This is a genomic window from Halomonas urumqiensis (assembly GCF_003028575.1).
In the GTDB taxonomy this organism is placed as follows: Bacteria; Pseudomonadota; Gammaproteobacteria; order Pseudomonadales; family Halomonadaceae; genus Halomonas; species Halomonas urumqiensis.
This window is the reverse complement of record NZ_PYUD01000001.1, coordinates 504,178-527,992: the sequence shown is the minus strand read 5'-3', so window position 1 is coordinate 527,992 and position 23,815 is coordinate 504,178. Positions and strand designations below refer to the sequence as shown.

Genomic DNA, 23,815 nt, shown 5'->3' with positions numbered 1-23,815 from the left:
CCAGCCAAGCATTCAGACTAGCAGGCAAACCGCCACCCCGGCAGGGCGCGAGGCCGGCACAGCGGTTTATCTCGCGAGGGAATTTCCCTATAATGCGCAGCGCTCGGCCCCCATAGCTCAGCTGGATAGAGCGTCCCCCTCCTAAGGGGAAGGTCTCAGGTTCGAATCCTGATGGGGGCGCCAATCGATTTCCGGGCATCCCTTCCCATACTCGCTCCAACATCGATTCCACCCTTTCGTTTTCAAAGGCGACGTCCTACTACCCGGAACAGTCAGCCGGTGTCGCGGCGCGGTAGGTGGCGACGGCCTCCTCCATGCCCTGCTGCAGGGCGTCGATGCGCGAGTCGTTGGCGGGATGGGTGGAGAGGAACTCGGGGGGCTGACCACCGCCGGCGGCGGCCATGTTGCGCCACAGCGCCACGCTCTGCTGCGGGTCGAATCCCGCCTGCGCCATGATCGCTAGGCCCATCAGGTCGGCTTCTTCCTCGTGGGCGCGGCTGAACGGCAGGCTGATGCCGAGCTGGGCGCCGAGGCCCAGGGCCTGCATCAACTGCTGCTGCCCCAGATCCCCATCCGCGAAGATTCCCACCAACAGCAGCGCGGCCTTGATGCCGAGTTGCTGGGTAAGCCGTTCATTGCCATGGTCGGCCAGCACATGGCCCACTTCATGGCCGATCACCGCCGCCAACTGGTCCGGCGTTTCGGCCACCTGCAACAGGCCGGTATGCACGCCGATGCGCCCACCCGGCAGGGCGAAGGCGTTGGGCGAGGCATCCTCGAAGACAACCACCTCCCAGGCCTCGGGGAGGTCGGCCGCCGGATAGCGCGCCTCGGCGGCGGCCACCACCTGCCGGGCCACACACTGCACCTGGTGGTCGATGGACGCATTACCAGACACCGGCTGGCGGTGACGCAACTGCTCGAAGGCGTCCTCGCCCATCCGGGCCATCAGGGTTTCCGGCACCAGGGCCAGTTGGGAGCGACCGGTCGGCGTCTCCTCGCAGCCGACCAGCAGCGCCAGGCAAATCACCCATGGCAAGCGCAACAGCCATCGCAGGCTCATCGTGACTCCCTCATCGTCAAAGACCCAGTCGCACAGACGAGAGGATACCTGAGTCTCGAACCCACGGGAGGTACTGACCGGATGGGTGTGGGTCTGCCAATTATGGCGCTGTCATGATCCGAGCCACCTCGTCACATTGATGACATTTGCGCGAAATGCGGCCAAAGCACACAATGCGTGAAACTGAATTTTCATGGCGCCTATGTCCAGACCTACCAAGGAACGCTCATTTCTTGCTCGTGTACGTAGCGCACTCCCGTCGCTCCACCCTGCCGAGCGTCGTCTGGGTGAGTTCGTTTGCGACTTCCCGGGAGAACTTGCCAGTTACGATGCAAAAGAGTTGGCGAAATTCGCCAACGTCTCCAGGGCGACGGTTTCGCGCTTCGTCCGGCGGCTGGGCTACGAAAGTTACGAGGCTGCCCGCAAGCACGCCCGCGAGGAACAGAGTACGGGCTCGCGGCTGTTCCTGCCTAACCCTTCGCTCAACCAGGCCGAGTCCTCCCTGGCGCTCAACCTGGAGCAGGGCAAGGCCAACCTCGACCGCACCTTTGCCACCATCACCCAAGCAGAAGTGGATGCAGTGGCCCAAGCCATTCTCTCCGCGCGCAAGACCTGGGTAATTGGCTTTCGTGCCAGTCACTCCTTCGCCGACTATCTGCGCTGGCAACTCACGCAAGTGATCGAACAGGTCGTCAGCCTGCCCGGTGGCGGTGAAACTCTGGGCGAGCATCTGGTCAACTTTCAAGAAACTGATTGCGTCATCGTGTTCGGTCTAAGGCGCCGCGTGGCGGTTAACGAGCACCTTCTGGCCCACGCCAGGAAGTGCGGAGCGAAGCTGCTATACATTACCGACGAAGGGCTTGAGCTGGAGCCTGTCGCCACCTGGCACTTCCGCTGTCACACCCTGGCCGCCGGGCCGCTGTTCAATCACACCGCCGTCATGGCGCTGTGCCACCTATTGGCCATGCGTACCATCGAGGCGGCAAACGACGCCTCGCGTAGCCGCCTGCGTAAAATTGAGACCCTGAACGATCGACTGGAAGAATTGTAGTCACACCTAGCACCCTCCTGGCGCACTCTCAGCCTTCCTTGCACCCATGTCGTGCACCCCGCTTCTCGCCGCGCATTCTGCTCAGGATAAAGCCGTCGATCTAAGCAGCTGTTTTGGACATGAAATTTTAATTTCATGGAATACATGGCATGAAATATGGATCACCAAATACAGCCGCTGCTGCGATCCGGCGATGTGCTGAACCCGTATCACGCCCAATCAGCACGGCAACGTCGAACACGGCGCTAGTCTTTCGCTCATTACAGGACATGACCATGTTGAAACGTACCGCCCTTGTTACCGCCATCACCTCCACCCTGCTGGCTACGGCCGCACAGGCCAGTCCCTTGTCACTTAAGGTGCTGGGCCAGCCCGCCGGCTCAGGCATGATCGCCCAGCAGAAGGAGCAGCCATTCTTCGAGTCCTTTTCCGAGCACACCGGCATCGAGGCCAATGTGGAATATTTGCCGGTGGATGTGGCAGGCATTCCCGATACCGACGGCCTGCGTGTGCTGCGCTCAGGACTGTTCGATATCGTCTCGCTGCGCGGCCCACAGGTCAGCCGGGACGAGCCCTCCATTCTGGGATTGGACCTGATAGGCATGAATACCAGCTTCGAGGCCGGCCGCGAGAACATTGACGCTTACTCGGATTATGTGGATTCGCGGCTGCAGGAGCGCTTCAATGCCAAATTGCTGGGCGTATGGCCAGCTGGCCCCCAGATCATCTTTTGTCGAGACGAGATCGGCGGATTGAGCGATCTGCAGGGCAAGCGCGTGCGGGTGGGTGACCAGAGTGCCGCCAACTTCGTCGGCGGGCTGGGTGCCACGGGCATTGCGATGCCGTTCGGCGACGTGCAGCAGTCGCTCTCGCGCGGGGTTATCGACTGTGCCATCACCGGCCCGGCCTCGGCCAATTCAGGCGGCTGGCCCGAATCCACCAGCACGGTGCTGCCTATCGCACTGCAACTGGCCGTCAATGGCTATGCCATCAACCTGGACACCTGGAATAGCCTCACTGAACAACAGCAGGTGGAGCTTGAAGGCGCCATTGCCGAGCTGAGCAATGATATCTGGGGCTATTCCGAAGCGCTTTACGAAGACGCCATGCGCTGTAATGCCGGCGAGTCTCCCTGCGAATTCGGCACGTCCTATTCGCTCACTGAAGTGCCGGTCGCCCAGGAAGACCTGGATAAAGTGGCTGCCGCGGTAGAAGAGGTCTCATTGCCAACCTGGGCAAGCCAGTGCAATGCCGTTGCCGACGACTGCGAAGCTGTCTGGCGCGAGACCGTTGGCCAGAAGCTCGGCCTGTGATCACTCGGAGTCGACGATGAACACCTATGCCCGCTTTCTCGGGATCCTGTTCGGCGCCATGATGCTTCTGCTCGCCCTGCTGATCACGGTCGAAACGCTAATCCGCAAGTTCTTTGCCATGTCGATTGGCGGTGTCGAAGAGCTTGGGGGTTATGCCATTGCCATCGCTGCACCGCTGGCGTTCTGTGTCGCCATGGTCGAACAAGCGCATATCCGCATCAATTTGCTGCACATGCGCCTGCCAAGCACCGTTCAGGCCGTGCTCAATGCGCTGGCAGCCCTCTCGCTGGGGCTGCTGGCGGTCTTCCTGATCTATTTCACCGTACAAACTGTGATCGATACCCATATGTACCGTTCCATCGCTCAGACGCCCTGGGCCACGCCACTGATCTACCCGCAGTCGGTCTGGCTGGTGGCCATGTCTGCCTTCGCTCTGGCCGCCTTCGTGCTTTCCATGCAGGCATTGCGCCTGCTGTTCAAGCGCGACTGGCATGCACTTAACCGCCGTTTCGGACCGAGCTCAACCCAGGATGAGCTTGAGGAAGAGCTGGCTGAACTTGGGAAACGCGCAGGGGGTCAGCCATGAGCATTACACTGATCGGTACCGCCTTTCTGATCATGTTGGGGCTGATGCTGCTCGGCCTGCCGGTGGCGGTCGCGATTCTGTTCGTCGGCGCGGTGGGCGGCTATCTGATGAACGGCGCGCCGATGGTGGACATGATGGGCGGCGTCATCTGGAGCAGCCTCAACAGCCCCTCCATGCTGGCCATTCCGCTCTTCATGCTACTGGGCGAATTGCTGCTGCGTGGCGGTATTGCCGACCGCATGTACGCCGCGCTCTCCGTGTGGTTCAACCGTCTGCCGGGCGGGCTTTTGCACACCAACATCGCCACCTGCACGCTATTCTCCGCCACCTCGGGCTCGTCGGTGGCCACTGCGGCCACGGTGGGCACCATTTCGCTTCCCGCGCTGCAGAAGTATCGATATCCGGTGCGCCCCTCGCTCGGCTCGCTGGCTGCCGGCGGCACTCTGGGTATCCTGATACCGCCGAGTATCAACTTGCTGGTGTACGGCCAGTTGGCCAACGCCTCGGTCAGCCAGCTGTTCGCCGCGGGACTGATGCCGGGCATCGCCCTTGCCCTGCTCTTCTCGATCTACCTGTTCCTTGCTCACGGCAAGGCCGGCAAGGAAGCCATGGCCGAGGTAAACCTGCCGTTCGCCGAGAAACTGGCCATGTCAAAGCACCTGATACCGCCGGTGGTGATCTTCGGGGTGGTGATGGGCAGCATTTACGGTGGGCTGGCCACGCCAACGGAATCCGCTGCCATCGGTGTGATGATCGCGCTCGCCTTCATCGTGTTCGGGGGCAAGCTGAGCGTTGACCTGCTGGCTCACTGCTCGGTGCAAGCAGCCAAGACGACGGGCATGGTGATCATCGTGCTGATGTGCGCCCTGCTGCTCAACGTGACCATCTCCATGCTGGGCGTTACCCAGGCGCTGACCCAGTGGGTTGCCACCTTTGGTCTCACTCATGTCGGGCTGCTATTGGTGCTACTGGTCTTCTACCTGGTGCTTGGCACGTTCATGGATGCCATGTCGATGATGGTACTGACGGTGCCGATCACCGTGCCGATGGTGATGGCCGTGGGTGTGGACCCCATCTGGTTCGGTATTTTTATCGTCCTGATGTGCGAAATCGCCCTGATCACTCCTCCGGTGGGCATGAACCTGTTCGTGGTGCAAGGCGTACGCAAGGATGGCGGCAGCTTTAACGATGTCATCTGGGGGTCCATGCCGTTCGTCATCATCATGGGGTTGTTCACACTCGCGATCATGATTTGGCCCGGAATCGTCATGTGGCTTCCCGACCTGTTCGCGGGGCGCTGATGGCGGACAACGACAACCTGGATTCAGTGATAGGTACGCGGCGCTTCCTGGCCATCAACCCCAATACCAACGACAAGGTGACAGACAGCATTCGCCAGGCGTTACAGGCCCTGGCCTCCCCGGGAATGATCATTGACGTAGTGAGCCCGGAGCAAGGCCCCTACGCGGTGGAAAGCGAGCGGGACAAGGCTCAAGCGAAGAGCTGCGTGCTCGAGCTGATCCGAGAGCGCATGGCTGAAGGATACGCAGGCTACATTCTCGCCTGCTTCGACGACATCGCCGTCGCCGAAGCCCGGATGCTGACTCGAGCACCAGTGATCAGCTTGGCAGAAGCGGGTATTCGCTACGCTCACGCCACTGGCGGTCCCTTTACGGTGATCACCACCTTTGACGAAGCGGTGCCCACCATCGAGGGCCTTTGTAAGCGCTACGGCATGAGCGAGCGCTGCACGGTAAAGGCCACCGGGATTGGCGTAACCGAGACCGCGGCCAAGACCGTCCAGGCCGAAGCCCTCCTTCACGATTTGGTGACGCAAGCCAAGGCCCAGGGTGCCACTGCCATCGTACTCGGCTCAGGCGCCTTCGCTGGTCGGGGCCATGCGCTTGAAACACTCCATGGCCTCGAGGTGATGGATGGTTTCTCCCAAGCGCTCGATTACGTGACTCAGCACGCCAGTGCCGACTGAGCCTAGACTCCACTTCTTCCAGATGGTGTTTGGCAATGGCATCGACCTCCTGACAGGCCATGTCGGGACGGTCCGACATGGCCAGCAGTTCACGCACCGCTTCCACCGAAAAGGGAAGCGCCTGTGAGGCGGGTAGCATAGTGAGTCCTCAGGAAGCGGCCGTGGCACCGCCCCTTCTCAACCCACGCAAACACCTGATGGCCTCACCCCATGGACGTTCCACCCGACCCGTCCACGATTCACCCCATCCCGTGCAGCACCTTCCAGTTGCCTGGATAGAGGGCATACCCGAACAGCGCATGGCCACTGTAGACCAGCTCGGTACCCTCGGGAATCCATAGCATCTGACCCGGGGTCACGCGATGGGTCTCGCCGGCGGCGGTGACCTCGAGCTCACCCTCGATGACGAAGATCACCTCGTCGTAGAGCAGTGTCCAGGCCACTTCGGCCCCTTCCCAGCGGGCGAACCCCGCGCCCATGGTCTCGCTCAGGGAGCTGTCCACGGTGCGCCCGATCGCGGCATGCCCGGGCGGGCCGCCACGATGGCGAAAGGTCGTATCGCGGTGGTCGAACTTGACGGCGCGAATTGGTGTATCACTCATGTTGGTCTGTGTCCTAGAGTTCGCTGCGGCTCGCCCACGCTGCCTGCTTCATCCGCGTCTTCACGCCGAGACTCAGGAAGGGCTCCGGAGGGTTGAGCGCCGGGGTACCCGACACCGCCAGCATGTCGGCCAGTTGGCTGGAATCCTGGCCAGTGGCCAGTTCCGCCAGCAGCTTGCCGGAGATGGTGCCCCGGGCCGCGCCGACGCTCTGGTGGACGCCGGACATCCAGGCGCTGTCGCCCACCTTGCCGAAGAAGGCGGTGTAGTTGCGCGATAGCCCACAGGCGCCGCCCCAGGTAGCGGTGAAAGGCACATGGGCGAGTGCCGGGTAGCGGGCCTCGAAGGAGTCCCGATGGCCTTGGCGGATTCGCGTCCGCTCGGCCAGATCATCGTGATAGCGAGGCACGAAACGGTACTGGTTGCGGATGATCAGCCGCCGGTCCGGGGTCAGCCTCACCGTGGTGCCGGCGTGGTCGGCCGGGGTCAGGCCGAAGTGGTGGGGGGCTTCGGAGAATGGCGCCATCTCGTCGTCGGTGAGCGCCCGGGTCATGCTGGCGAAGGTCATGACCGGCAGCATGCGGTGCTTGAGAAAGCCGAACTCCCGGGAGTAGATATTGGAGCCCAGCAGCAGATTGTCGGCACGCACTTCACCTTCCGGCGTCGTGGCGCACCACTTGCCACCGCTGCGGGTCAGGTTGACCACCGGTGAGTGCTCGAAGAGGGTGGCATTGCTCGGCAGGGTGGCGCCGAGCCCCCGCACCAGGGCGGCGGGCTGCATCAGGGCGGTGTTGGCGGTGTAGATGGCCGCGGCGTAGTGGCGGGTGCCGAGGATCGGCGCCAGCTCGTCGCGGGTCAGCCGCCGGTAGGGATAGTCGAACTCATTGAGCAAGCGCTCGTAGTGGTCGAGGTACTTGAGGCCGCGCTCGCCTACCGCACCCTGATATTTGCCGGCCAGCGACCAGCCACAGTCGATGCCGTGACGCTGAATCAGGGTCTCGAGATCGTGCACCGCCGCACGATTGAGTGACAGCAGCTTCTGCTTGCGCGGCAGGTCATCGCCCTCGAGATCGCGCTTGTGAGGCAGGTCGATGACGAACCCGGTGTTGCGCCCGGAGGCGCCCTGCCCCACGCGCAGCGCCTCCAGCAGCACCACGCGCTGGCCGGGGCGCAGTTCGGCAAGGCGCCGTGCCGCGGCCAAGCCGGTGAAACCGCCACCGATCACCAGCCAGTCGGCAGTGGTGTGAGTATTGAGGCGATTCGCCGGGGCAGGATCGGGCAACAACTGATACCAGCCGTTGCACTTGTCATCTTGTGGAATGATGGATCGTGTCATCGTGGACTCCCGCGCGGGGCGCGACGTCTTCACCGTGTATCCGGTGTCATCAGGGGGCGTGGCGCCGGAGACCGGCGCCACGGGTAGTCACGTTGTGGCGTGCTCGTTCTTGGCAAGGGTTGCCCTCAGGCGGCCTGCACTTGGCCACAGGCCTTCACCCAATCGCTGCGTCGCGCCATGGCCGACTCGCCCACCAGTGCGACACCCACCAGCCGGCCGCTGGCGTCGTAACCGCCGGCCTCGATACCGTCTGCCGTGGTGGTGACCCGCCAGCTCACCTCGGCCTGGGCCGGGGGCACCACCACACAGACCGGGGCCGCCGGGGTCTTGACCATCACCGGCATCAGCGGATAGCTGACCGCAGTCGGCGACCCCGTGAGCGTGGCCGATAGCGCGCGCAGACCGACATTGATCGGCGCCAGGTAGGGCAACAGCTGGCCGTCGATCTCGATGGCATCGCCCAGGGCATAGATGTTCGGCTGTGACGTGGCCAGATGGTCATCCACCCGAATGCCGCGACCGCAATCGATACCCGCCGAGCGGGCGAGCCCGATGTTGGGTACCAGCCCTACGGCGCTGACCACCAGATCCGCCTCGAGCTGGTGGCCGTCGGTCAGGGTCAGCCGATAGCCGTCGCCCTCTGCCACCACATGGGCCACCGAACGGGACAGATGCCAGTTCACTCCGAGCCGGGAGAGCGCCGCTTGGAGGACCTCGCTGCCGGCCACGGGCAGCAACCGTGGCAGCGGCCGCTCGGCCAGCCCCACCACCTCGACCCGGTGGCCGGCCTGGGCCAGATCGTTGGCAAACTCGCAGCCGATCAAGCCATCGCCGATGATGACGACTCGCGCGGTGCTCCCAAGGGCATCCAGACGGCGGCGCATCTCGCAGTAGTCGCCACGATCATTGACCGAGAGCAGTGCGCCCGCCTCGCCTTCCACCGCAATGCGGATCGGGCTCGCGCCGGTGGCCAGCACCAGTTGGCCGTAATTCAGCTCGCCAAGCCGCGTATGCAGGCGCCCGGCCTCGGCATCGATACGCTCCACCGGGCAGAAGGCATGCACGCGGAGGTTCAGGCGGCGCTCGATGGAAAGCGCCGACTCGTCGAGCAGCGCCTCGCCGTCCTTTCCCAGGGCGAAGGCATTGGAGAGCGCCGGCTTGGAGTAGAGGCCGCCATCGTCAGCGGTGACCACATGAATCTCGCGCTCGGCGTCGCGTGCCCGGACCGCCTCGGCAAGGCCGTAGCCGGCATGACCACTGCCGATGATCACCAACGGGCCTTCGGCATTCGCCCTGGACGGCGCGGCCACGGCATCGGCCAGGGGCGTGGGTGCTGGCGGAGCGCCGGCCGCCGGCAGGTCGTCAGTGATCTCGAGCATCTCGAAATCGGCCTTCCCCACACCGCAGTCGGGGCACAGCCAGTCATCGGGCACGTCCTCCCAACGGGTGCCGGCGGGAATGCCGTCGCTGGGCCAACCTTCGGCCTCGTCGTAGATCAGGCCGCAGATGATGCAGAGCCACTTTTTCATCGGGACCACCTCCAATCGGAACTTCCGTCACGCGCCCTTGATGCGGACGGCGATATTGCGGGTCTGGACATAGCTGTAGAGCGCTTCCTGGCCCTTCTCGCGGCCGAAGCCCGAAAGCCCGACCCCACCGAAGGGCGTTTCGACGCCGCCGGCGAACCATTCATTGATGAACACCTGGCCGCCCCGCAGGCGTCGTGCCGTGCGCAGGGCCCGGTCCAGCTGGCTGTCGAAGACGCCGGCCACCAGGCCGAAGGCCGTACCGTTGGCCAGTGCGATGGCTTCATCCTCGCTATCGAAGGGATGGATCACCAGCACCGGGCCGAAGACCTCCTCCTGGAATATCTCGCTGTCCGTGGCCACGTGGGTGAACACGGTGGGCTGCATGAAATAGCCGCGGCTGCCCGAGACGCGCTCCCCACCTGTCACGCAGGTGGCGCCGGCTTCGATGGCGCGACGGCACATGGCCTCGACCCGTTCGAGCTGGTCGCGCGAGACCAGCGGCGTCAGATCCGGATTGTCCACGCCGGGACCGATGGACATGCCCTCAGCCAGTGCTCGGGTGCGCTCTACCACCTCGTCATAGCGAGAACGGTGGACCAGCAGGCGCGACATCGCCGAGCAGACCTGGCCGGCGTTGAAGAAGATCCCCGCCTTGACACTGTCGATGACCTGCTCGATATCGGCGTCGGCGTGCACGATGGCCGCCGACTTTCCGCCCAACTCCATGACGCTGGGAGTAGCCCGCTCGGCGGCCTCGCGCAGGATGCGCTGGCCAGTGGGCACCGAGCCGGTGAACACGATCTGGTTGGCATCGCGATGGGAGACCAGATGCGAGCCGACCACCGAGCCCTTGCCGCACAGCAGGTTGACGGCGCCCTTCGGCAAGCCGGCCCGCTCGCAGGCAGTCATCAGAAAGGTCATCGCCAGCGGCGAGATTTCCGGGGACTTGATCACCACGGCATTGCCGGCGGCCAGGGCCGGCGCCAGGGAGCGCGCACAGATCGACGGAGGGAAGTTCCAGGGCACGATCTGCACCGACACCCCCATGGGTTCATGGCTGGTGAAGTCCACGTAGTCGTCGCCCAGGGGGATCGAGGTACCCTCGATCTTGTCGGCCATGCCGGCGTAGTACTCGAAGTAGCGGGCGGCCTCCTCGAACTCGCCCCGGGCCACGTCCAGCGACTTGCCGTTCTCGCGGCACAACACCAGGGCGGCGTCCTCGGTCAGCGCCCTGATCTCCTCGGCGATGGCCAGCAGCCAGGTGACGCGCTGGGCCGGGCGCACAGTGCTCAGCGCACCCGAATCCACGCAACGCCGTGCCGCCGCCATGGCCGCATCGGCATCATCGATGCCGGCGTCGGCGATCTCGGCATAGGGCTCGTCGGTGGCCGGATCCAGCACCACCCGCCAGTTATCGGCGCCCGTCCAGGCGCCGTCGATGTAGTTGTAGTAGCGTTCGAGCGTACTCATCACGGGGTACTCCATAAGCGGCGTTGCGGGCTATTCCCGAGGGCGGACAATCAGGCGGCCTCGGCATCGCCGCGTACTCGACGCGCCACCCACTGGTGGAAGAAATGCGTCGGGTGATCCAGCACCGGCGAGAAGACCCCCCCCTTGAAGCCAGGAGACAGGCGGCCGCGTTGCATGCCCTCGACAGCGTTGATGTCTTCGCCGAACACCACCCGCCAGGACTCCAGGGTCGAGGTGCGGCAGGCCGCGTAGGCGTCCCGGGTGGCCTCGTCGCCAACGTAATAGACCCGCAGATGCTCGACGGTCTGACCGGCGGATACCGGCTCGAGCATCATGACGAAGGCGTGATCGGCCTGGATGCCCAGCAGCACGTTGGGGAAGAAGGACACGTACTCGGCGTGCTCCATCTTGTCGCTCGGCCAGGACGGAAACTTCGGCAGGCGGGTACCGGCCACGTCGGAGAGCCGATAGGCCAGGCTGCCCTGCCCGGAGAAGTGCTCGCCGAACTGGATGTTGTAGTGGTCTTCGAGGCGCGAATAGGTATTCAGGCTCGGGTGGACCCAGGGCAGGTGGTAGCTCTCGCAGTAGTTCTCCACCGCCAGCTTCCAGTTGCAGTTGACGGTGATCTCGAGGTTGCCCCCCATGTTGACCCGGCGCAGCAGGTCGAAGCCGTCGGCGCCGATGAAGTCGCGCCAGCGATTCTCGAGAGGCGCCACGTGCTCGGCGAACGCCGGCGCCTGGCCATCGAGGTTGATGAACACCATGTCCATCCACACGGCGCTGCGGACCGGCTTGAGGCCATGCTTCTCGCACTTGAAGCTGTCGACCTTGTGCTGGCCGACGCCACCGATATGCGGGGTGCCGCGCAGGTTGCCGTTCAGATCATAGGTCCAGGAGTGATAGGGGCAGCGAATCACGCCCTGTACCTCGCCCTCCTCGGCGACCAACTGCATGCCGCGATGACTGCAGACGTTGTGGAAGACCTGGGTCTCACCATCCTTGTTGCGCATCATCAGAAGCGGCAGGCCCATGAAATCGACTGGCTTGACATAGCCGTTCTTGATCAAGTCGCTGGCAAAGCCCACGCAGGTCCAGGTGCTGGCCATCAGCCGGTCGCGCTCGGCGGCGAAGAAGGCCTCGCTCACATAGGCCTCGTTGGGCATGCCGGTGGCCTGCTCGATCGGGGCGAGGACGTCATCGAGCTGCTGGGCGGGAATCAGGGTTTGGGTCAGGGTGGTCATCTTGGCCTCCTCACGGGGTCACGGGCGGTGTCGGGTTTGTTGTTGCCCTACCGGGGGTACCGGCTGGTGGGAGGTGAGTGTGGGTGCGACACCCCATCGCGACAATCGATGATTCAGCATCAATACATGACTTAAAATCATGTATTAGACAAATGGATAAGCCAATAAAGACGCGTTATCATGCGCACAGAATCACTAACACGCGGCGTTATCGATACTTTAATGAGTGATTAAAACTCATCTATTGATGACAAATAATGCGTTGCTCGACACCCGCCCTTCCCCCACCCTTCGCAGCGAACTCACGAGTTCACTCCCCTGCTCCCACCACGATCAACAATAATTCGAGAGTGACGCCATGCGCTCAGAAAGCGGCCTGTTCAAGGGCCTCAACCCAACGGTCACCATCGCCTCGAAGGTGCTGGTCATCGGTTTCGTGATCTTCTGCGCCGTGCTGGCCGAACAGGCCGGTACCATCTTCCAGAATGTCTCGACCTCCGTTCTCAACAACGCCAAGTGGTTCTATCTCGGTCTGGTATCCGCCGTGCTGGCTTTTCTGCTCTACCTGATGGTCAGCCGCTTCGGGCATATCCGCCTGGGCAAGGACGACGAGCGCCCGGAGTTCAGCTTCCTGTCCTGGGTCAGCATGCTGTTTTCCGGTGGGATGGGCATTGGACTGATTTTCTGGTCGGTGGCCGAACCCATGTGGCACTACGCCGACAACCCCTTCACGGAGAACATGAGCGATGCCTCGGCCAGCATGGCCATGCGCCTGACGTTCTTCCACTGGGGCCTGCACCCCTGGGCGACCTTCATCATCGTGGCCCTGGCGTTGGCGTACTTCGCCTATCGCAAGGGCTTGCCCCTGACCCTGCGCTCGATCCTCTATCCCTTCATCGGGGATCGCATCTACGGTCCCATCGGCCATACCGTCGATATCCTGACCGTGGCGATCACCGCCTTCGGCGTCTCCCAATCCCTGGGGCTTGGGGTGATACAGATGAACAGCGGGCTGAACCATGTCTTCGGTGTGGAGGTGGGTATCGGCGTGCAGTTGACCATGATCGCGGTGATCACCCTGTTCGCCATCGCCTCGGTAATGTCGGGGGTCGGTCGCGGAATACGCCGCCTGTCGGAGTGGAACATGCTGCTGTCGCTTGCCATCGTGGCCATCGTGCTGGCCATCGGCCCGACCCGTTACATCCTCAACACCCTGCTGCAGAGCACCGGGGATTATGCCGACAACCTGATCGGCATGAGCCTGTGGAGCGACGCCAACGTTGACAGCGGCTGGCAGAACTGGTGGACCGCCTTCTACTGGCCCTGGTGGATGACCTGGGCACCCTTCGTCGGCATGTTCATCGCGCGCATCTCGCGCGGCCGCACCATACGCGAGCTGATCGGCGGCGCCCTGCTGATACCTACCGTGATGACCTTCGTATGGATGTCGGTATTCGGCGGCAGCGCGCTCTTCGAGGAGCAGCAGACGCGCCAATCCCATGAGCAGGCCGTGGTCAGTGGTGAGATCGCCGCTGATACCGAGTTCACCGGCGGGGCCATCCTGCAGGCCACCCAGGAGGACACCACCCTGGCGCTGTTCACCCTGTTCGAGGCCCTGGACCCGGGCATGCTGGGTAGCGTGCTGTCGATCATGGCGGTGTTGCTGCTGGCCACCTACTTCATCACCTCGGCCGATTCCGGCACTCTGGTGCTGTGTACCCTGGACAGCATGGGCAGTCCCGAGCCGCCCCAGCCAATCCGGGTGCTGTGGGGGCTGGTGATCGGCTGCATCGCCGCCGCCCTGCTCTACGCGGGTGGCCTCAAGACGATCCAGACCGCCTCGATCATCGCCGGCCTGCCGATCGCCGTCTTCATTCTGGTGATGACGCTGAGCCTCTACCGCAGCCTGCGGCGGGAACCCATGGCCGCCGCCATGCTTCCCCGGCAGGCACGCCCGGCCGATGCCGACCTGGATCACCACAGCGGCAAGCACCACTCCGCCTCGGCCGACAGCAGGCATGACCGGTTAGCGACAGCGCAGTTGGAGCCGGTGCCTGAGGTGTGAGGCCCGAAGCCCGCACCATATGTTCCGAACGCAGCAGGGCCCGGCGATGCCGGGCCCTGCTGCGTTATACGGGTGCGGCGACAGCCGAGTGATCAGATCAACCCGAGATCCCCGACCTCCTTGGGAATCGTGTCCATCAGCCACTCACGGAAGGCCCGCACGCCCCGACGGTTGGACGCGGCATGACTGCGTTCCAGCAGGCAGAAGCGTGCCTCGGTGCGCAGCACTGTCTCCACCGGGCGTACCAGCAGTCCCCGCTCCAGGTAGTCGTCGACCAGTTGGCTCCAGCCCAGAGCCACGCCCTGATCCATCATCGCCGCCTGCACCAGCATCGAGTAGCTGTTGATATTGAGACGCCGGCGCGGCGACCGGAATTCGACCCCCACCCGGGAGAACCACTGCTTCCAGCTCATCCAGTCCTGGTCGGCATCTTCCAGAGACAACAGGGTACAGTCGAACAACGCCTCGGGGCTCGGGAAAGGGCCATAGCGGTCGAGATAGCCGGGGCTACAGACCGGGAAGACCTCCTCGTGGAAGAGGGTCGTGGCGTGCATGGCAGCCGGGGAGGTATAGCAATAGAATAGCGCCACGTCCGACTCCACCCGCGACAGGTCCCGGACCTGCTCGATGGCAACGATGCGCAGCTCGATATCGTCATGCTCGCGCTGGAACTCGGCAATCTTGGGCAACAACCACAGCGAAGCCATGGCACTGGTGGTGGCCACGGTAAGCTGATGCATGCCTTGCCAGCTGCGTACCTCGTCGGTGATACCGGCAATATCGGTAAGCGACTGCCTAACCGCCTGGGCATAGCGGTTTCCCATGGCGGTCAACTTGACGCGACGGTTGGCCCTTTCGAAGAGCGGTTTACCCAGATACTCCTCGAGGCCGCGCACCTGACGGCTGATCGCGCCCTGGGTGACATGCAGCTCGTCGGCCGCCAGCGTGAAGCTCAGGTGCCGCGCCGCCGACTCGAAGGCCACGAGGCTGTTCAGGGGTGGCAAGGGGCTGATCTTCATGGCGCAAGGTATCGATCGTTATCGGTGTGGAACCCCCGAGTTTACGTTTCCCACCCGGGCTACGCCATGCGCCAATGCTATATGCCAATATCATGTGCCGGCGCCATGTATGAGCCACCCCGCACCACCAGCGGCAACACGTCAGCCGGCCAGGCGACCCAATCGTTCGTTGAGCCATTCCCAGAGGGAGGGAGAATCCTCGCCGATGAACACCAACCGACTCGACACGCCTCCACCATGTTCGAGTTCCCAACTGGTCAACCTGCCCGCGGCACGCTGCAGCGCCAGCACCCGTCCATCACTCAGGTGCACGACCCCCTTGAAGCGCAGTACCTGCTTGGGCATGGCATCGAGCAAGCCACGCAACTCGGCCATGTTCACGACCCCGGCATGTTGCCAGCTCAGCGTCTTTAGCCCCAGGTCCTCGATACGGGTCGCGGAAGGAGGCGTGAGACGCACCGGGCGAAACGACGGTAGCGTGGATGCGGGGGGCCAGAAGACGATGTCCACCGGCAGCGCCGCCTGGGTCGCTCGAACGTGGCGGCTGTCGGGCAGCAGCAGCGTCCGCTCCAGACGAGAGATGTCCGATTCGTCCACCAGGTCACTCTTGTTGATCACCACGAGATCGGCATTCTCGATCTGGGAGGTCACCAGATGACGCAGGGCCGGACTCAGTCCATCGTAATCCAACGCGGCGTCGACCAGCGTGATGACGCCTTCCAGCCTCGCCCTTTCGCGAATACGCGGGTAATGCAACACGTTCACCACCCGCTCAGGGTCCGAGACCCCACTGCATTCGATCAGCAGATGATCGAGCTGCCCCCCACACCGTGCGATCATCGACTCGATGGAGGACGACAGCTCCCCCTGAAGGCTGCAGCACACGCAGCCATTGCTCAGGGTGATCAGGTCGTCGCGTCGCTCATCGACCAGCGCCTCGTCGATGTTCAGCGCACCGAAGTCGTTGACCATGACCCCGAGCCGACGACCATCGGCCTGCTGGAGCAGGTGGTTGACCAGGGTCGTCTTGCCGGCCCCGAGGAAGCCGGCCACCACTGTCACTCCGAGTTCGGCGGTAATGCCCTGAGACATGGTCACTCCTAGTCGAAGATGAGCTCGGGTAGCCACAACGCGATCTGCGGGAACATCACGATCAGCACGATGCCAAGGATCTGCATGGCCAGGAACGGCACCACCGAACGATAGAGATCCCCGGTCGTCACTTCCGGCGGAGCGACGGAGCGCATGTAGAACAGGTTGTAGCCGAAGGGTGGCGTCAGGTACGCGCTCTGCATGGCCAGCACGAACAGCGTGGCGAACCAGATCGGGTCGAAGCCCAGCGCCTTGATGATCGGCACATACAGCGGCACGGTAATGAACAGGATGGCCGAGTCATCCAGGAACATTCCGAGCACCAGGTAGCTGAGCAGGATCACGGTCAACACCAGGTACGGGCTCAGTTCGGCGGCCATGATCTGGCCCACGATCGCCTGCCCGGCCCCCAGGGCGATGTAGATCTTCGAGAAGATCACCGCCCCGATCATGATCCACATCAGCATGCCCATGATGCGTGCCGTGCTGAACAGGGCGCTGTTGAGCATGGTCAGGTTGAGCCTGCCGTGTGCCAGGGCACACAGCATGGCACCGCTGGCGCCAAGCGCCGAGGCCTCGGTGGGCGACGCCACACCGGCCGCCATGGTCCCCAGCACGACGAAGATGAGCGCGCCGGGCAGTACCACGGCTTTCAGCGCCTTCACCTTGTCCCAGCCACCGATTCGCTCGGATGCCTCGATGGGCGGCCCCAAGGCGGGGTTGAAGTGGCAGCGAATGCCGATATAGAGCATGTAGATACCGGCCAGCATCAGGCCTGGCATGATCCCCGCGGCAAACAATTTGCCCACCGATTCGCGGGTCAAGAAGGCGTACAGGATCATGACCAGGGAGGGCGGGATCAGAAAGCCCAGCGCACCTCCCGCCATGATGGCACCCGCCGAGAGCTGCTTGCTGTAACCGCGCTTGAGCATGGCGGGCAGCGCGATCAGCCCCAGGCTGACGGTAGCCGCGCCGGTGATGCCGACCATGGCGGCGATCAGGGCGCAGATCACCACGGTGCCCATGCCCAAGCCACCGCGCACACTCCCCATGATCTTGTAGATCATCTCGAAGAGGCCATCGGCGATACCGGATCGCTCCAGGATCATTCCCATCAGAATGAACAACGGCAAGGCCACCAGAATGAACTCGTTCATCAGGCCAAACACCGAGGGCAGCATGATGCCCAGGCTGTCGGCTCCCCAGATCCAGTAGCCGAAGCCGACACCCACGCCCATCAATGTCCAGGCCAGCGGCACCCCGAAGAACATCAGGGTCAGCATGGCGCCGAACATCAACAGCGTCAGCAGAATGGGATCAATGCTCACCATGCGAATCCCTCCGGGTGTCGGTGGCGGATGGATCGCTATCCACGGGGTGGCCCAGCAAGGTGCAGAGGTGGCGCAAGGTGTTGGCCAACATTTGCAGCATGATCAGCAACACAGCCACTGGAATCATCACTTTCACCGGCCAGATGATCGGAGCCCAGGTACTGCGCAAGGAGCGTTCCTGCATGGCCACCGATTGCATGGCGAAGTCGTAGGCACTCTCGAGAAGCAGCGTGAGCAGGACCAGGGTCAGCACGCCGATCAGCAAGGAGACCAGCGCCTGCCCCTTTTGCGAGAGGCGCTGATAGAAGATGTCGATCCGCACATGGCCGTGCCATTTCTCGGTGTAGGCACCGGCAAGAATGGCGTAGACGCCGTAGGTCAGGGTCGAGGCTTCGTGGGCCCAGTTGGTGGGCGAGCGGAGCAGTTGCCGCGACGCCACCTCGAACACCAGTATGCAAACCAGCGCAAAGCCCAACCAGGCGACCAGCCGCCCGAGCCATTCGCTCAGGCGGTCCTGCCAGCGGATCCAGGCATGAAGCACGTGCATGGCTTGGCTCCCGATCACTCTAGGCGACCCTGGTCACGGGCCATGTCGCGAATCATCTCGATCGCCTCGGCGGCCTGTGGCGACTTCTCGGCCTCGGCATCCCAGACGTCCTGAGCCGCATCGGTCATCGCCACCACATCGTCTTCCGGCAAGGTGGTGATCTCGAACATGTGCGCGGCTTCCTCGTTCCACTCGACGAACTTCTGGTGGCGGTAGTCGGCCCACTCGGCGGTCACGTCCATGAACGTTTCCTGGAGGTCCTCGGGCATGCTGTTCCAGACGTTCTGGTTGACCAGCACGTTATCGACGAAGCCCGGGTAGAGCATGTTCAGCTCGGTATAGCTGGTCGCCACCTCGTTGAGCTTGAGTACCGAATAGTCATACGGTCCGCCATAGATCAGGCCATCGATGGCATTGGTGCTCATGGCGATGTAGAACTCCTGCGGCGGGATGTACACCGTGGGAATATCGAAGTGGTTGAGCACCGCCGATACGGATGGGGTCGCACGGATCTTGAGCTCACTCAGGTCGGCCAGGGATTCGACAGGCTCCTTGGTGAGCAGGTCGAACTTGCCACCGAACACCGGCACGGTGTACTGAACGCCCTGCTGCGCGTAGTTTTCCGTCAGCAACTCGCCCAGGCCGCGCTCGTTCCACAGCTCCTCGGCTTCCTCGAGACTGGTCCAGGCCATGGGAATGCCCGACTCGAGTACCGCGGTATCCATCTGACCGCCCCAGTAGCCGCCGTAGCCGTAGATCGCCTGCAGGGTGCCGCTGCGCAGTGCCGCGAACATCTGATCGTTGGGCACCAGTTCCCCGCCGCGGAAGATGTTCAGCTTGATGCGACCGTCGCTGGCTTCGGCCAGCATGTCCTGGTAGCGCTTGAAGATCTCGTCCTCTTCCGTGCCGGTGTAGCGCTGCATGCGTATCTCGATGACCTCACCGTCCTGGGCCAGCACGGTCACCGGGAAGGCCAGGGCACTTCCAGCCAGTGCCAGACACGCCAGGCCCACCTTGACGGAAGAAGTAAGGGTCTTAGGTGCGAACTTGTTGTTATCCATTTACCTGTTCTCCTGCTGAAGGGAAGCGTCACGGGTTCCGGGTGCCTCGGGGCACTCATTGGATGCCGGAATCACCCAGTCATTCTCACCACGTGCCGTGGTGACGTATTCGGGCCAGCGGAAATGAATCGGCGGCTGGTAGTCGCATAGCGGGGCCATCCACTCGTCACCGCCGATGCCACCACCGGTGCGCCGTTCGAACTCTGCTCTCGCCTCGTCCAGCGCCCCCGGCGCCTGCAGAAGGTCGAGCAGGGTCAGGCCCACGGTCTTCGCCGCCGTCTCGATCATCGGGTCGATGCAGGGCGCCATCCCTCCCAGGGCGTTCATCACCCAGTCGGGATAGGCACCGCCGTCGTCGCGTGGGGCCAAGGCCGGACGCCCTACGTACAAGCGCACGGTTGGCGCATGCCAGCTGTACTCGGTGTAGTCGTCGGAGGTGAAGTGGGTCTGGTTGGGGGGCAAGATCTGGCGTAGCTCGCGCTCGGCGTCACGTGGCGCGCGCAGCGTCTCTATATCTGCCAGAAACGGCTTTTCCATGGGCGCCATGCCCAGGTTGTGCTGGATCTGGCGCGCCAGCTCGACGGCCTCCTCGCCCAGGCGTGGCGGGCCAACTCGCTCGAGGTTGGCATAGGTCAATTCGGCCAACGAATGGTTCGGCAGACCGGGGCGCGACTTGGCCACCCAGTGGCGCTCGACCCGGCAGTGCGTCAGCTTGGCCACGGACTCGGCGATATGATCGAGCCCTCTTACCACATGTTCCGCCTGCTCCACCGTCGAGACACGAATGAAATACTGAATCTGCGACATCTGCGCCGCCAGATTGTCGGCGGTGGCTTGACCGGCGTTCAGGATCGCTTCGTTCATCGACCAGTTCAGGCCGCTGGCCAGCACATGTTCGCGCAGGGCCTTGGCGTTGAGGTACATCTGGGTGACGGCGTCGTTGGCCCCCGGAGCACGGGCACTGGCATGGGACGCCGCGATGGGCGAATGGCTCCCGCGGGTCATCCAGGTCTCGGGGCTGTCGCACAGGAAGGTGTAGATCACGCCGTAGGCGGCACCGCAGTGAGTATCCCAGCGCGTGGTGTTGCACAGGGGCAGCATGTAGAAAGGATGGAAGCTGATCGCCGCATCCAGGTCATCGTAGTAGCCATGGGCCGCATGGATCGGCTTGGACCCCCGCACCTTCTCGGCCGGCTCGCCGAAGAATTTCAGGGTGCCGGAAATGCCCTGCTCCTTCATCAGCGCCTGCATGGCCAGAAAGCCGCCCAACGACCCCATGCCAAGCGCGGAGTGCGGGTCGGTATGGCCACCGGCCCAGGGGCTCAGGTTATCGCGGGGGCGTTTCACTACGTCGGCGGCCTGGCAGTTACCCGGCACCGCGTCATACTCGGCGTAGCCACCCAGCGTGGGGCCCTCTCCATTGCGCCAGGTCGCGCAGAAGGCCGTCGGCATCCCGCCCGACCCCTCTTCCACCTCGAAACCGTGCTCGCGCAGCAGTTCGACGTAGAAACGCGCCGAGCGATATTCCCGCCAAGCGGTTTCGGCATAATGCCAGATGGTCTGGTTCCACTCGGACAACTTGGGCATCAGCGCGTCGACGCGCCGAGTGAGGGCATCGCGTTGAGTTTGCGTGGTCATTCAAGCTCCTCTCAAGCTCCAATCGGGAGTGTTGTTGCTTTGAAAAACACTATAGAGCAAACTCAACTCATCAATAGTCAAAAAAAATCATCTAATTGGTTAATATGTCTCAACAAAAAGCCAACCACCTGCCCTCCCTACAGGCGTTGCGCGCATTCGAGGCCCTGGCAAGGCTGGGCAGCCTGACCGAGGCCGCCGATTATTTGAGCCTGACGCGCAGCGCCATCAGCCACCAACTTCGGCTGCTGGAAAGTCAGCTCAACATACGCCTTTACGAGCGCCGCGGGCGCGGCGTGATCCTGACCCCGGCGGGCCAGTTGTATGCAGGAGAAGTCCGCGAGGTCCTCCAGAGTCTCGAACGGATCCACGCCAACCTGCCGGATCAGGAGTACAACGGGCATCTGCACGTCTGCATGCCGCCTGGGTTCGCCTCGAGCGTCGTCAGTCGCTATATCAATGAGTTCTACCGTGCCTACCCCACCATTCGGCTTCACCTGAGCACCAACCGCGAAGATGAAACGATCAATCAGCCCAACTTCGACCTGTTCGTGGTGTTCAGCGATGGGGTGTACACCGACCAGCATGCGGAATTGCTGGCGCAGCCGATGTACCACCCCGTGTGCAGCCCGACGCTGCTCAACGAGCTCAACATCACCCATCCCCGCGACCTGGATCGGGCCACCCTGTTGCACCTGCACGATGTCCACGACTGGCAACTCTGGCTGGCCGGATGCGCGGGCAAGAGCCAGGTAAAGTTCGAATCCGGCCTGTATTTCTCGAATATCCTGCTGGTGCTTCAGGCCGCCCTGTCCGGGCAGGGAGTGGCCATCGGCGACGACGTGGTGTGCGGAGATAGCCTGCGTCACGGCCAGTTGGTGCGCCCCTTCAGCGAGAAGATTCCCAGTGATCGCGCCTACTACCTGGTGACGCCGCATAGCCGGCTGGAAGACCCCAACGTGCAGGCCTTCAGTGACTGGCTGAAGAAGTTGCTGGAAAGGTTGCAGGGCGCTTCCGCCTTGACCGGCTGAGCCGCCGGAAACGGCAAGAACGCTCACCTCAGACGCAAGAAATTAACACCTCATGGCCATTTTTACTGGTTTAAGGTGAATCTTGTACAACAAACGAGGTGACCACCATGTACGATCCCTGGCGCTCCAGCCACGCGCCCGCCCCACGTTACGCCGATGTCGTGCTGCGGGGGGGCAAGATCTACACGCTCGATCCTGACCGCCCCTGGGCCGAGGCGCTGGCCATGGCCGGAGGACGGCTTTGCGCGCTGGGAGACGACAGCAGCGTTGACTCGTGGATCGGCCCCGATACGCGCGTGATCCCGCTGGGTGGCCGTTTCGTCATGCCTGGTCTGCACGACATGCATACCCATCCGGACCTGGGGCTTGCCGCCAAATACGACGACTCGCTCAAGATCGGGGTCGAGGATCCCACCCCTGAGCAAGTCAAGCAGGCCATTCTCGATTACGCCGACAGCCACCCCGGAGACGGCTGGATTCATGGCGCCTATTTCGTGCGCTACACCTTTCGCCAGGCTGGCCTGACGCCAGGCCGCGAATGGCTGGACAGCTTCATGCCCGACCGCCCCGTGGCCATCCTCGACCGCATGTGGGGCACCATGATGGTCAACAGCAAGGCGCTTGCCCTGGCCGGCATCGACCGCCATACGTCCGACCCGCGCAATGGCTACATGGAGCGCGACCCGCTGACCCGCGAACCCACCGGCCTGATGATCGATGGTGCCTACGCCATGATCCACGCCGCCATGCCTCCCACGCCCGTGGAGGTATTGCGCAAGGCCTATCAGGAAGGCCTGCATTTCCAGACCAGCCGCGGTGTCACGGCGACCAAGTACGTGCATGTCTGCGAGCAGCGGCTGGCTGCCCTCAAGCAGCTCGATGACGCCGGCAAGTTGAGCCTACGGGTGGAAGCGGCCATCAGCTGGCAGGACGACATCTTCCCAGTCAAGCGGCGCTGGGAGCTGCTCTGCGGCGAGCGCCACTACTATGCCAGCAGCCGCCTGAACGCCAACGCCGTCAAGTTCCACTTCGACGGCACCGTGGAGCCGCGCTCATCGTTCCTGCTGACCCCCTGGGAGAGCGGTGACGAGTGGCGCGGCAAGATCAACCTCACGCCCGAACACCTGCGCGACATGCTGGTCGACATGGATCGCCGCGGCATACGGGTTATCGCCCACTGTACCGGGGACGGCGCTTCCGACCTGTTCCTGGATGCCGTGGCGACCACGCGGCGCATCAACGGGCCCAGCGGCGTGCGCCACCAATGCGCCCACAGCACCATCCTGCACGATGCCAACCTCGCCCGCTTCGCCGAGCTGGATGTCATCGCCGAGTTCTCTCCGGCCGCCTGGTACCCTTCTCGCTTCACCTCGGGCGCCCGCGCCGGTTACGGGCCGGAACGCCTGTCGCGGGCCTACAACCTGCGCGGCGTGCTGGATGCCGGTGGCGTGGCGGTCTTCGGCACCGACTTTCCGGTGGCCTCGATCGACCCCTGGGTCGCCCTCGAAACCCTGGTGACCCGCCAGAACCCCTGGGAGCCCGGCGAGGAGCGCTTCGGTACGCCCATCAGCCTGGAAGACGCATTGCGGGTCGCCACGCTCAACGGCGCCTACGCCATGGGGCTGGAGCACGAGACCGGCTCGCTGGAGGTTGGCAAGTCCGCCGACCTGATCGTGCTGGATCACGACCCGTTCTCCCGGGAAGTGCGCGGTAACCTCCACCGCACCCAGGTGGAAATGAGCTTCCTCCAGGGTCAGCCGGTCTACGACCGTGACCAGGCATTGACGCCCTTCGGTCTTCAGGCCACCTGGCAGGGTGAATCACCGACGCTCTCTTCTTGAGCACAGCCGTGCGATGAA

The 23,815-nt window shown here is 63.4% G+C and carries 20 protein-coding genes, 1 tRNA gene and 1 pseudogene; 9 read left to right on the top strand and 13 right to left on the bottom strand.

Annotation, left to right across the window (positions count from 1 at the left end; genetic code table 11):
- The first annotated feature begins 106 nt into the window (after window positions 1-106).
- Window positions 107-183 (top strand) — tRNA-Arg (locus C6V82_RS02255).
- A gap of 76 nt (window positions 184-259) precedes the next feature.
- Here the strand turns inward: C6V82_RS02255 and C6V82_RS02250 are convergent.
- Window positions 260-1,063 carry a M48 family metallopeptidase gene (locus C6V82_RS02250; protein WP_102589264.1) on the bottom strand — a complete coding sequence of 268 codons (804 nt, stop codon included), beginning with the start codon at window positions 1,061-1,063 and terminating at the stop codon, window positions 260-262.
- 202 nt (window positions 1,064-1,265) lie between these two features.
- Here C6V82_RS02250 and C6V82_RS02245 point away from each other — a divergent pair, with 202 nt between their 5' ends.
- The 5 genes from C6V82_RS02245 to C6V82_RS02225 all read left to right on the top strand — a co-directional run bounded on the left by C6V82_RS02245 (window position 1,266) and on the right by C6V82_RS02225 (window position 6,000).
- Window positions 1,266-2,114 (top strand): MurR/RpiR family transcriptional regulator, encoded by an 849-nt coding sequence (locus tag C6V82_RS02245; RefSeq protein WP_102589263.1) that lies wholly within the window; start codon window positions 1,266-1,268, stop codon window positions 2,112-2,114.
- Window positions 2,115-2,389: 275 nt separating this feature from the next.
- Complete coding sequence (locus tag C6V82_RS02240; protein ID WP_102589262.1) at window positions 2,390-3,427, top strand: TRAP transporter substrate-binding protein; 1,038 nt, start codon at window positions 2,390-2,392, stop codon at window positions 3,425-3,427.
- Between the two features lie 16 nt (window positions 3,428-3,443).
- Window positions 3,444-4,013, top strand: a complete 570-nt coding sequence (locus C6V82_RS02235; protein WP_102589261.1) for a TRAP transporter small permease subunit — start codon at window positions 3,444-3,446, stop codon at window positions 4,011-4,013.
- Window positions 4,010-5,314, top strand: coding sequence for a TRAP transporter large permease (locus C6V82_RS02230; protein WP_102589260.1), 1,305 nt, complete (start codon window positions 4,010-4,012; stop codon window positions 5,312-5,314). The genes C6V82_RS02235 and C6V82_RS02230 overlap by 4 nt, the downstream gene beginning before the upstream one ends.
- The gene (locus C6V82_RS02225) at window positions 5,314-6,000 is read left to right on the top strand and encodes an aspartate/glutamate racemase family protein (RefSeq protein ID WP_102589259.1); all 687 of its coding nucleotides are present in this window, start codon (window positions 5,314-5,316) and stop codon (window positions 5,998-6,000) included. Before C6V82_RS02230 ends, C6V82_RS02225 begins: the two co-directional genes overlap by 1 nt.
- A 239-nt stretch (window positions 6,001-6,239) precedes the next feature.
- On the opposite strand, the gene C6V82_RS02215 is transcribed toward C6V82_RS02225, so the two are convergent.
- The 6 genes and pseudogenes from C6V82_RS02215 to C6V82_RS02195 form a co-directional block, all read right to left on the bottom strand.
- Window positions 6,240-6,602 carry a cupin domain-containing protein gene (locus tag C6V82_RS02215; protein ID WP_102589258.1) on the bottom strand — a complete coding sequence of 121 codons (363 nt, stop codon included), beginning with the start codon at window positions 6,600-6,602 and terminating at the stop codon, window positions 6,240-6,242.
- A gap of 13 nt (window positions 6,603-6,615) precedes the next feature.
- Window positions 6,616-7,935, bottom strand: a complete 1,320-nt coding sequence (locus tag C6V82_RS02210; RefSeq protein ID WP_102589257.1) for an NAD(P)/FAD-dependent oxidoreductase — start codon at window positions 7,933-7,935, stop codon at window positions 6,616-6,618.
- Window positions 7,936-8,060: 125 nt separating this feature from the next.
- Window positions 8,061-9,314 carry an FAD-dependent oxidoreductase gene (locus C6V82_RS02205; protein ID WP_229843108.1) on the bottom strand — a complete coding sequence of 418 codons (1,254 nt, stop codon included), beginning with the start codon at window positions 9,312-9,314 and terminating at the stop codon, window positions 8,061-8,063.
- Window positions 9,303-9,464, bottom strand: a pseudogene (locus C6V82_RS18220) (rubredoxin); the annotation flags it as partial. The gene C6V82_RS02205 and the pseudogene C6V82_RS18220, both read right to left, overlap by 12 nt.
- Before the next feature lie 27 nt (window positions 9,465-9,491).
- Window positions 9,492-10,934, bottom strand: a complete 1,443-nt coding sequence (locus C6V82_RS02200; RefSeq protein WP_102589255.1) for an aldehyde dehydrogenase family protein — start codon at window positions 10,932-10,934, stop codon at window positions 9,492-9,494.
- Window positions 10,935-10,984: 50 nt separating this feature from the next.
- Complete coding sequence (locus tag C6V82_RS02195; RefSeq protein WP_102589254.1) at window positions 10,985-12,175, bottom strand: aromatic ring-hydroxylating oxygenase subunit alpha; 1,191 nt, start codon at window positions 12,173-12,175, stop codon at window positions 10,985-10,987.
- A gap of 358 nt (window positions 12,176-12,533) precedes the next feature.
- On the opposite strand from C6V82_RS02195, the gene C6V82_RS02190 reads away from it, so the two are divergent.
- Window positions 12,534-14,240, top strand: a complete 1,707-nt coding sequence (locus tag C6V82_RS02190; RefSeq protein ID WP_229843067.1) for a BCCT family transporter — start codon at window positions 12,534-12,536, stop codon at window positions 14,238-14,240.
- Between the two features lie 92 nt (window positions 14,241-14,332).
- Here C6V82_RS02190 and C6V82_RS02185 read toward each other — a convergent pair whose 3' ends face one another.
- From C6V82_RS02185 to C6V82_RS02160, 6 genes are all read right to left on the bottom strand, one after another.
- Window positions 14,333-15,259: a LysR substrate-binding domain-containing protein gene (locus C6V82_RS02185; RefSeq protein ID WP_102589253.1), complete on the bottom strand. Its 927-nt coding sequence runs from the start codon at window positions 15,257-15,259 to the stop codon at window positions 14,333-14,335.
- 141 nt (window positions 15,260-15,400) lie between these two features.
- Window positions 15,401-16,351 (bottom strand): CobW family GTP-binding protein, encoded by a 951-nt coding sequence (locus C6V82_RS02180; protein WP_102589252.1) that lies wholly within the window; start codon window positions 16,349-16,351, stop codon window positions 15,401-15,403.
- Window positions 16,352-16,359: 8 nt separating this feature from the next.
- Window positions 16,360-17,682, bottom strand: coding sequence for a TRAP transporter large permease (locus tag C6V82_RS02175; protein ID WP_102589251.1), 1,323 nt, complete (start codon window positions 17,680-17,682; stop codon window positions 16,360-16,362).
- Window positions 17,669-18,229, bottom strand: a complete 561-nt coding sequence (locus C6V82_RS02170) for a TRAP transporter small permease subunit (RefSeq protein ID WP_102589250.1) — start codon at window positions 18,227-18,229, stop codon at window positions 17,669-17,671. Before C6V82_RS02170 ends, C6V82_RS02175 begins: the two co-directional genes overlap by 14 nt.
- A 14-nt stretch (window positions 18,230-18,243) precedes the next feature.
- Window positions 18,244-19,290 (bottom strand): TRAP transporter substrate-binding protein DctP, encoded by a 1,047-nt coding sequence (dctP, locus tag C6V82_RS02165; RefSeq protein WP_102589249.1) that lies wholly within the window; start codon window positions 19,288-19,290, stop codon window positions 18,244-18,246.
- Window positions 19,291-20,928 (bottom strand): zinc-binding metallopeptidase family protein, encoded by a 1,638-nt coding sequence (locus C6V82_RS02160; RefSeq protein WP_102589248.1) that lies wholly within the window; start codon window positions 20,926-20,928, stop codon window positions 19,291-19,293. It abuts the gene before it with no gap.
- Between the two features lie 104 nt (window positions 20,929-21,032).
- On the opposite strand from C6V82_RS02160, the gene C6V82_RS02155 reads away from it, so the two are divergent.
- Both C6V82_RS02155 and C6V82_RS02150 read left to right on the top strand, forming a co-directional pair.
- Window positions 21,033-21,956, top strand: coding sequence for a LysR substrate-binding domain-containing protein (locus C6V82_RS02155; protein ID WP_102589247.1), 924 nt, complete (start codon window positions 21,033-21,035; stop codon window positions 21,954-21,956).
- Between the two features lie 107 nt (window positions 21,957-22,063).
- On the top strand, window positions 22,064-23,797 hold the full coding sequence (locus C6V82_RS02150) for an amidohydrolase (RefSeq protein ID WP_102589246.1): 1,734 nt from the start codon (window positions 22,064-22,066) through the stop codon (window positions 23,795-23,797).
- Window positions 23,798-23,815: the final 18 nt, after the last annotated feature.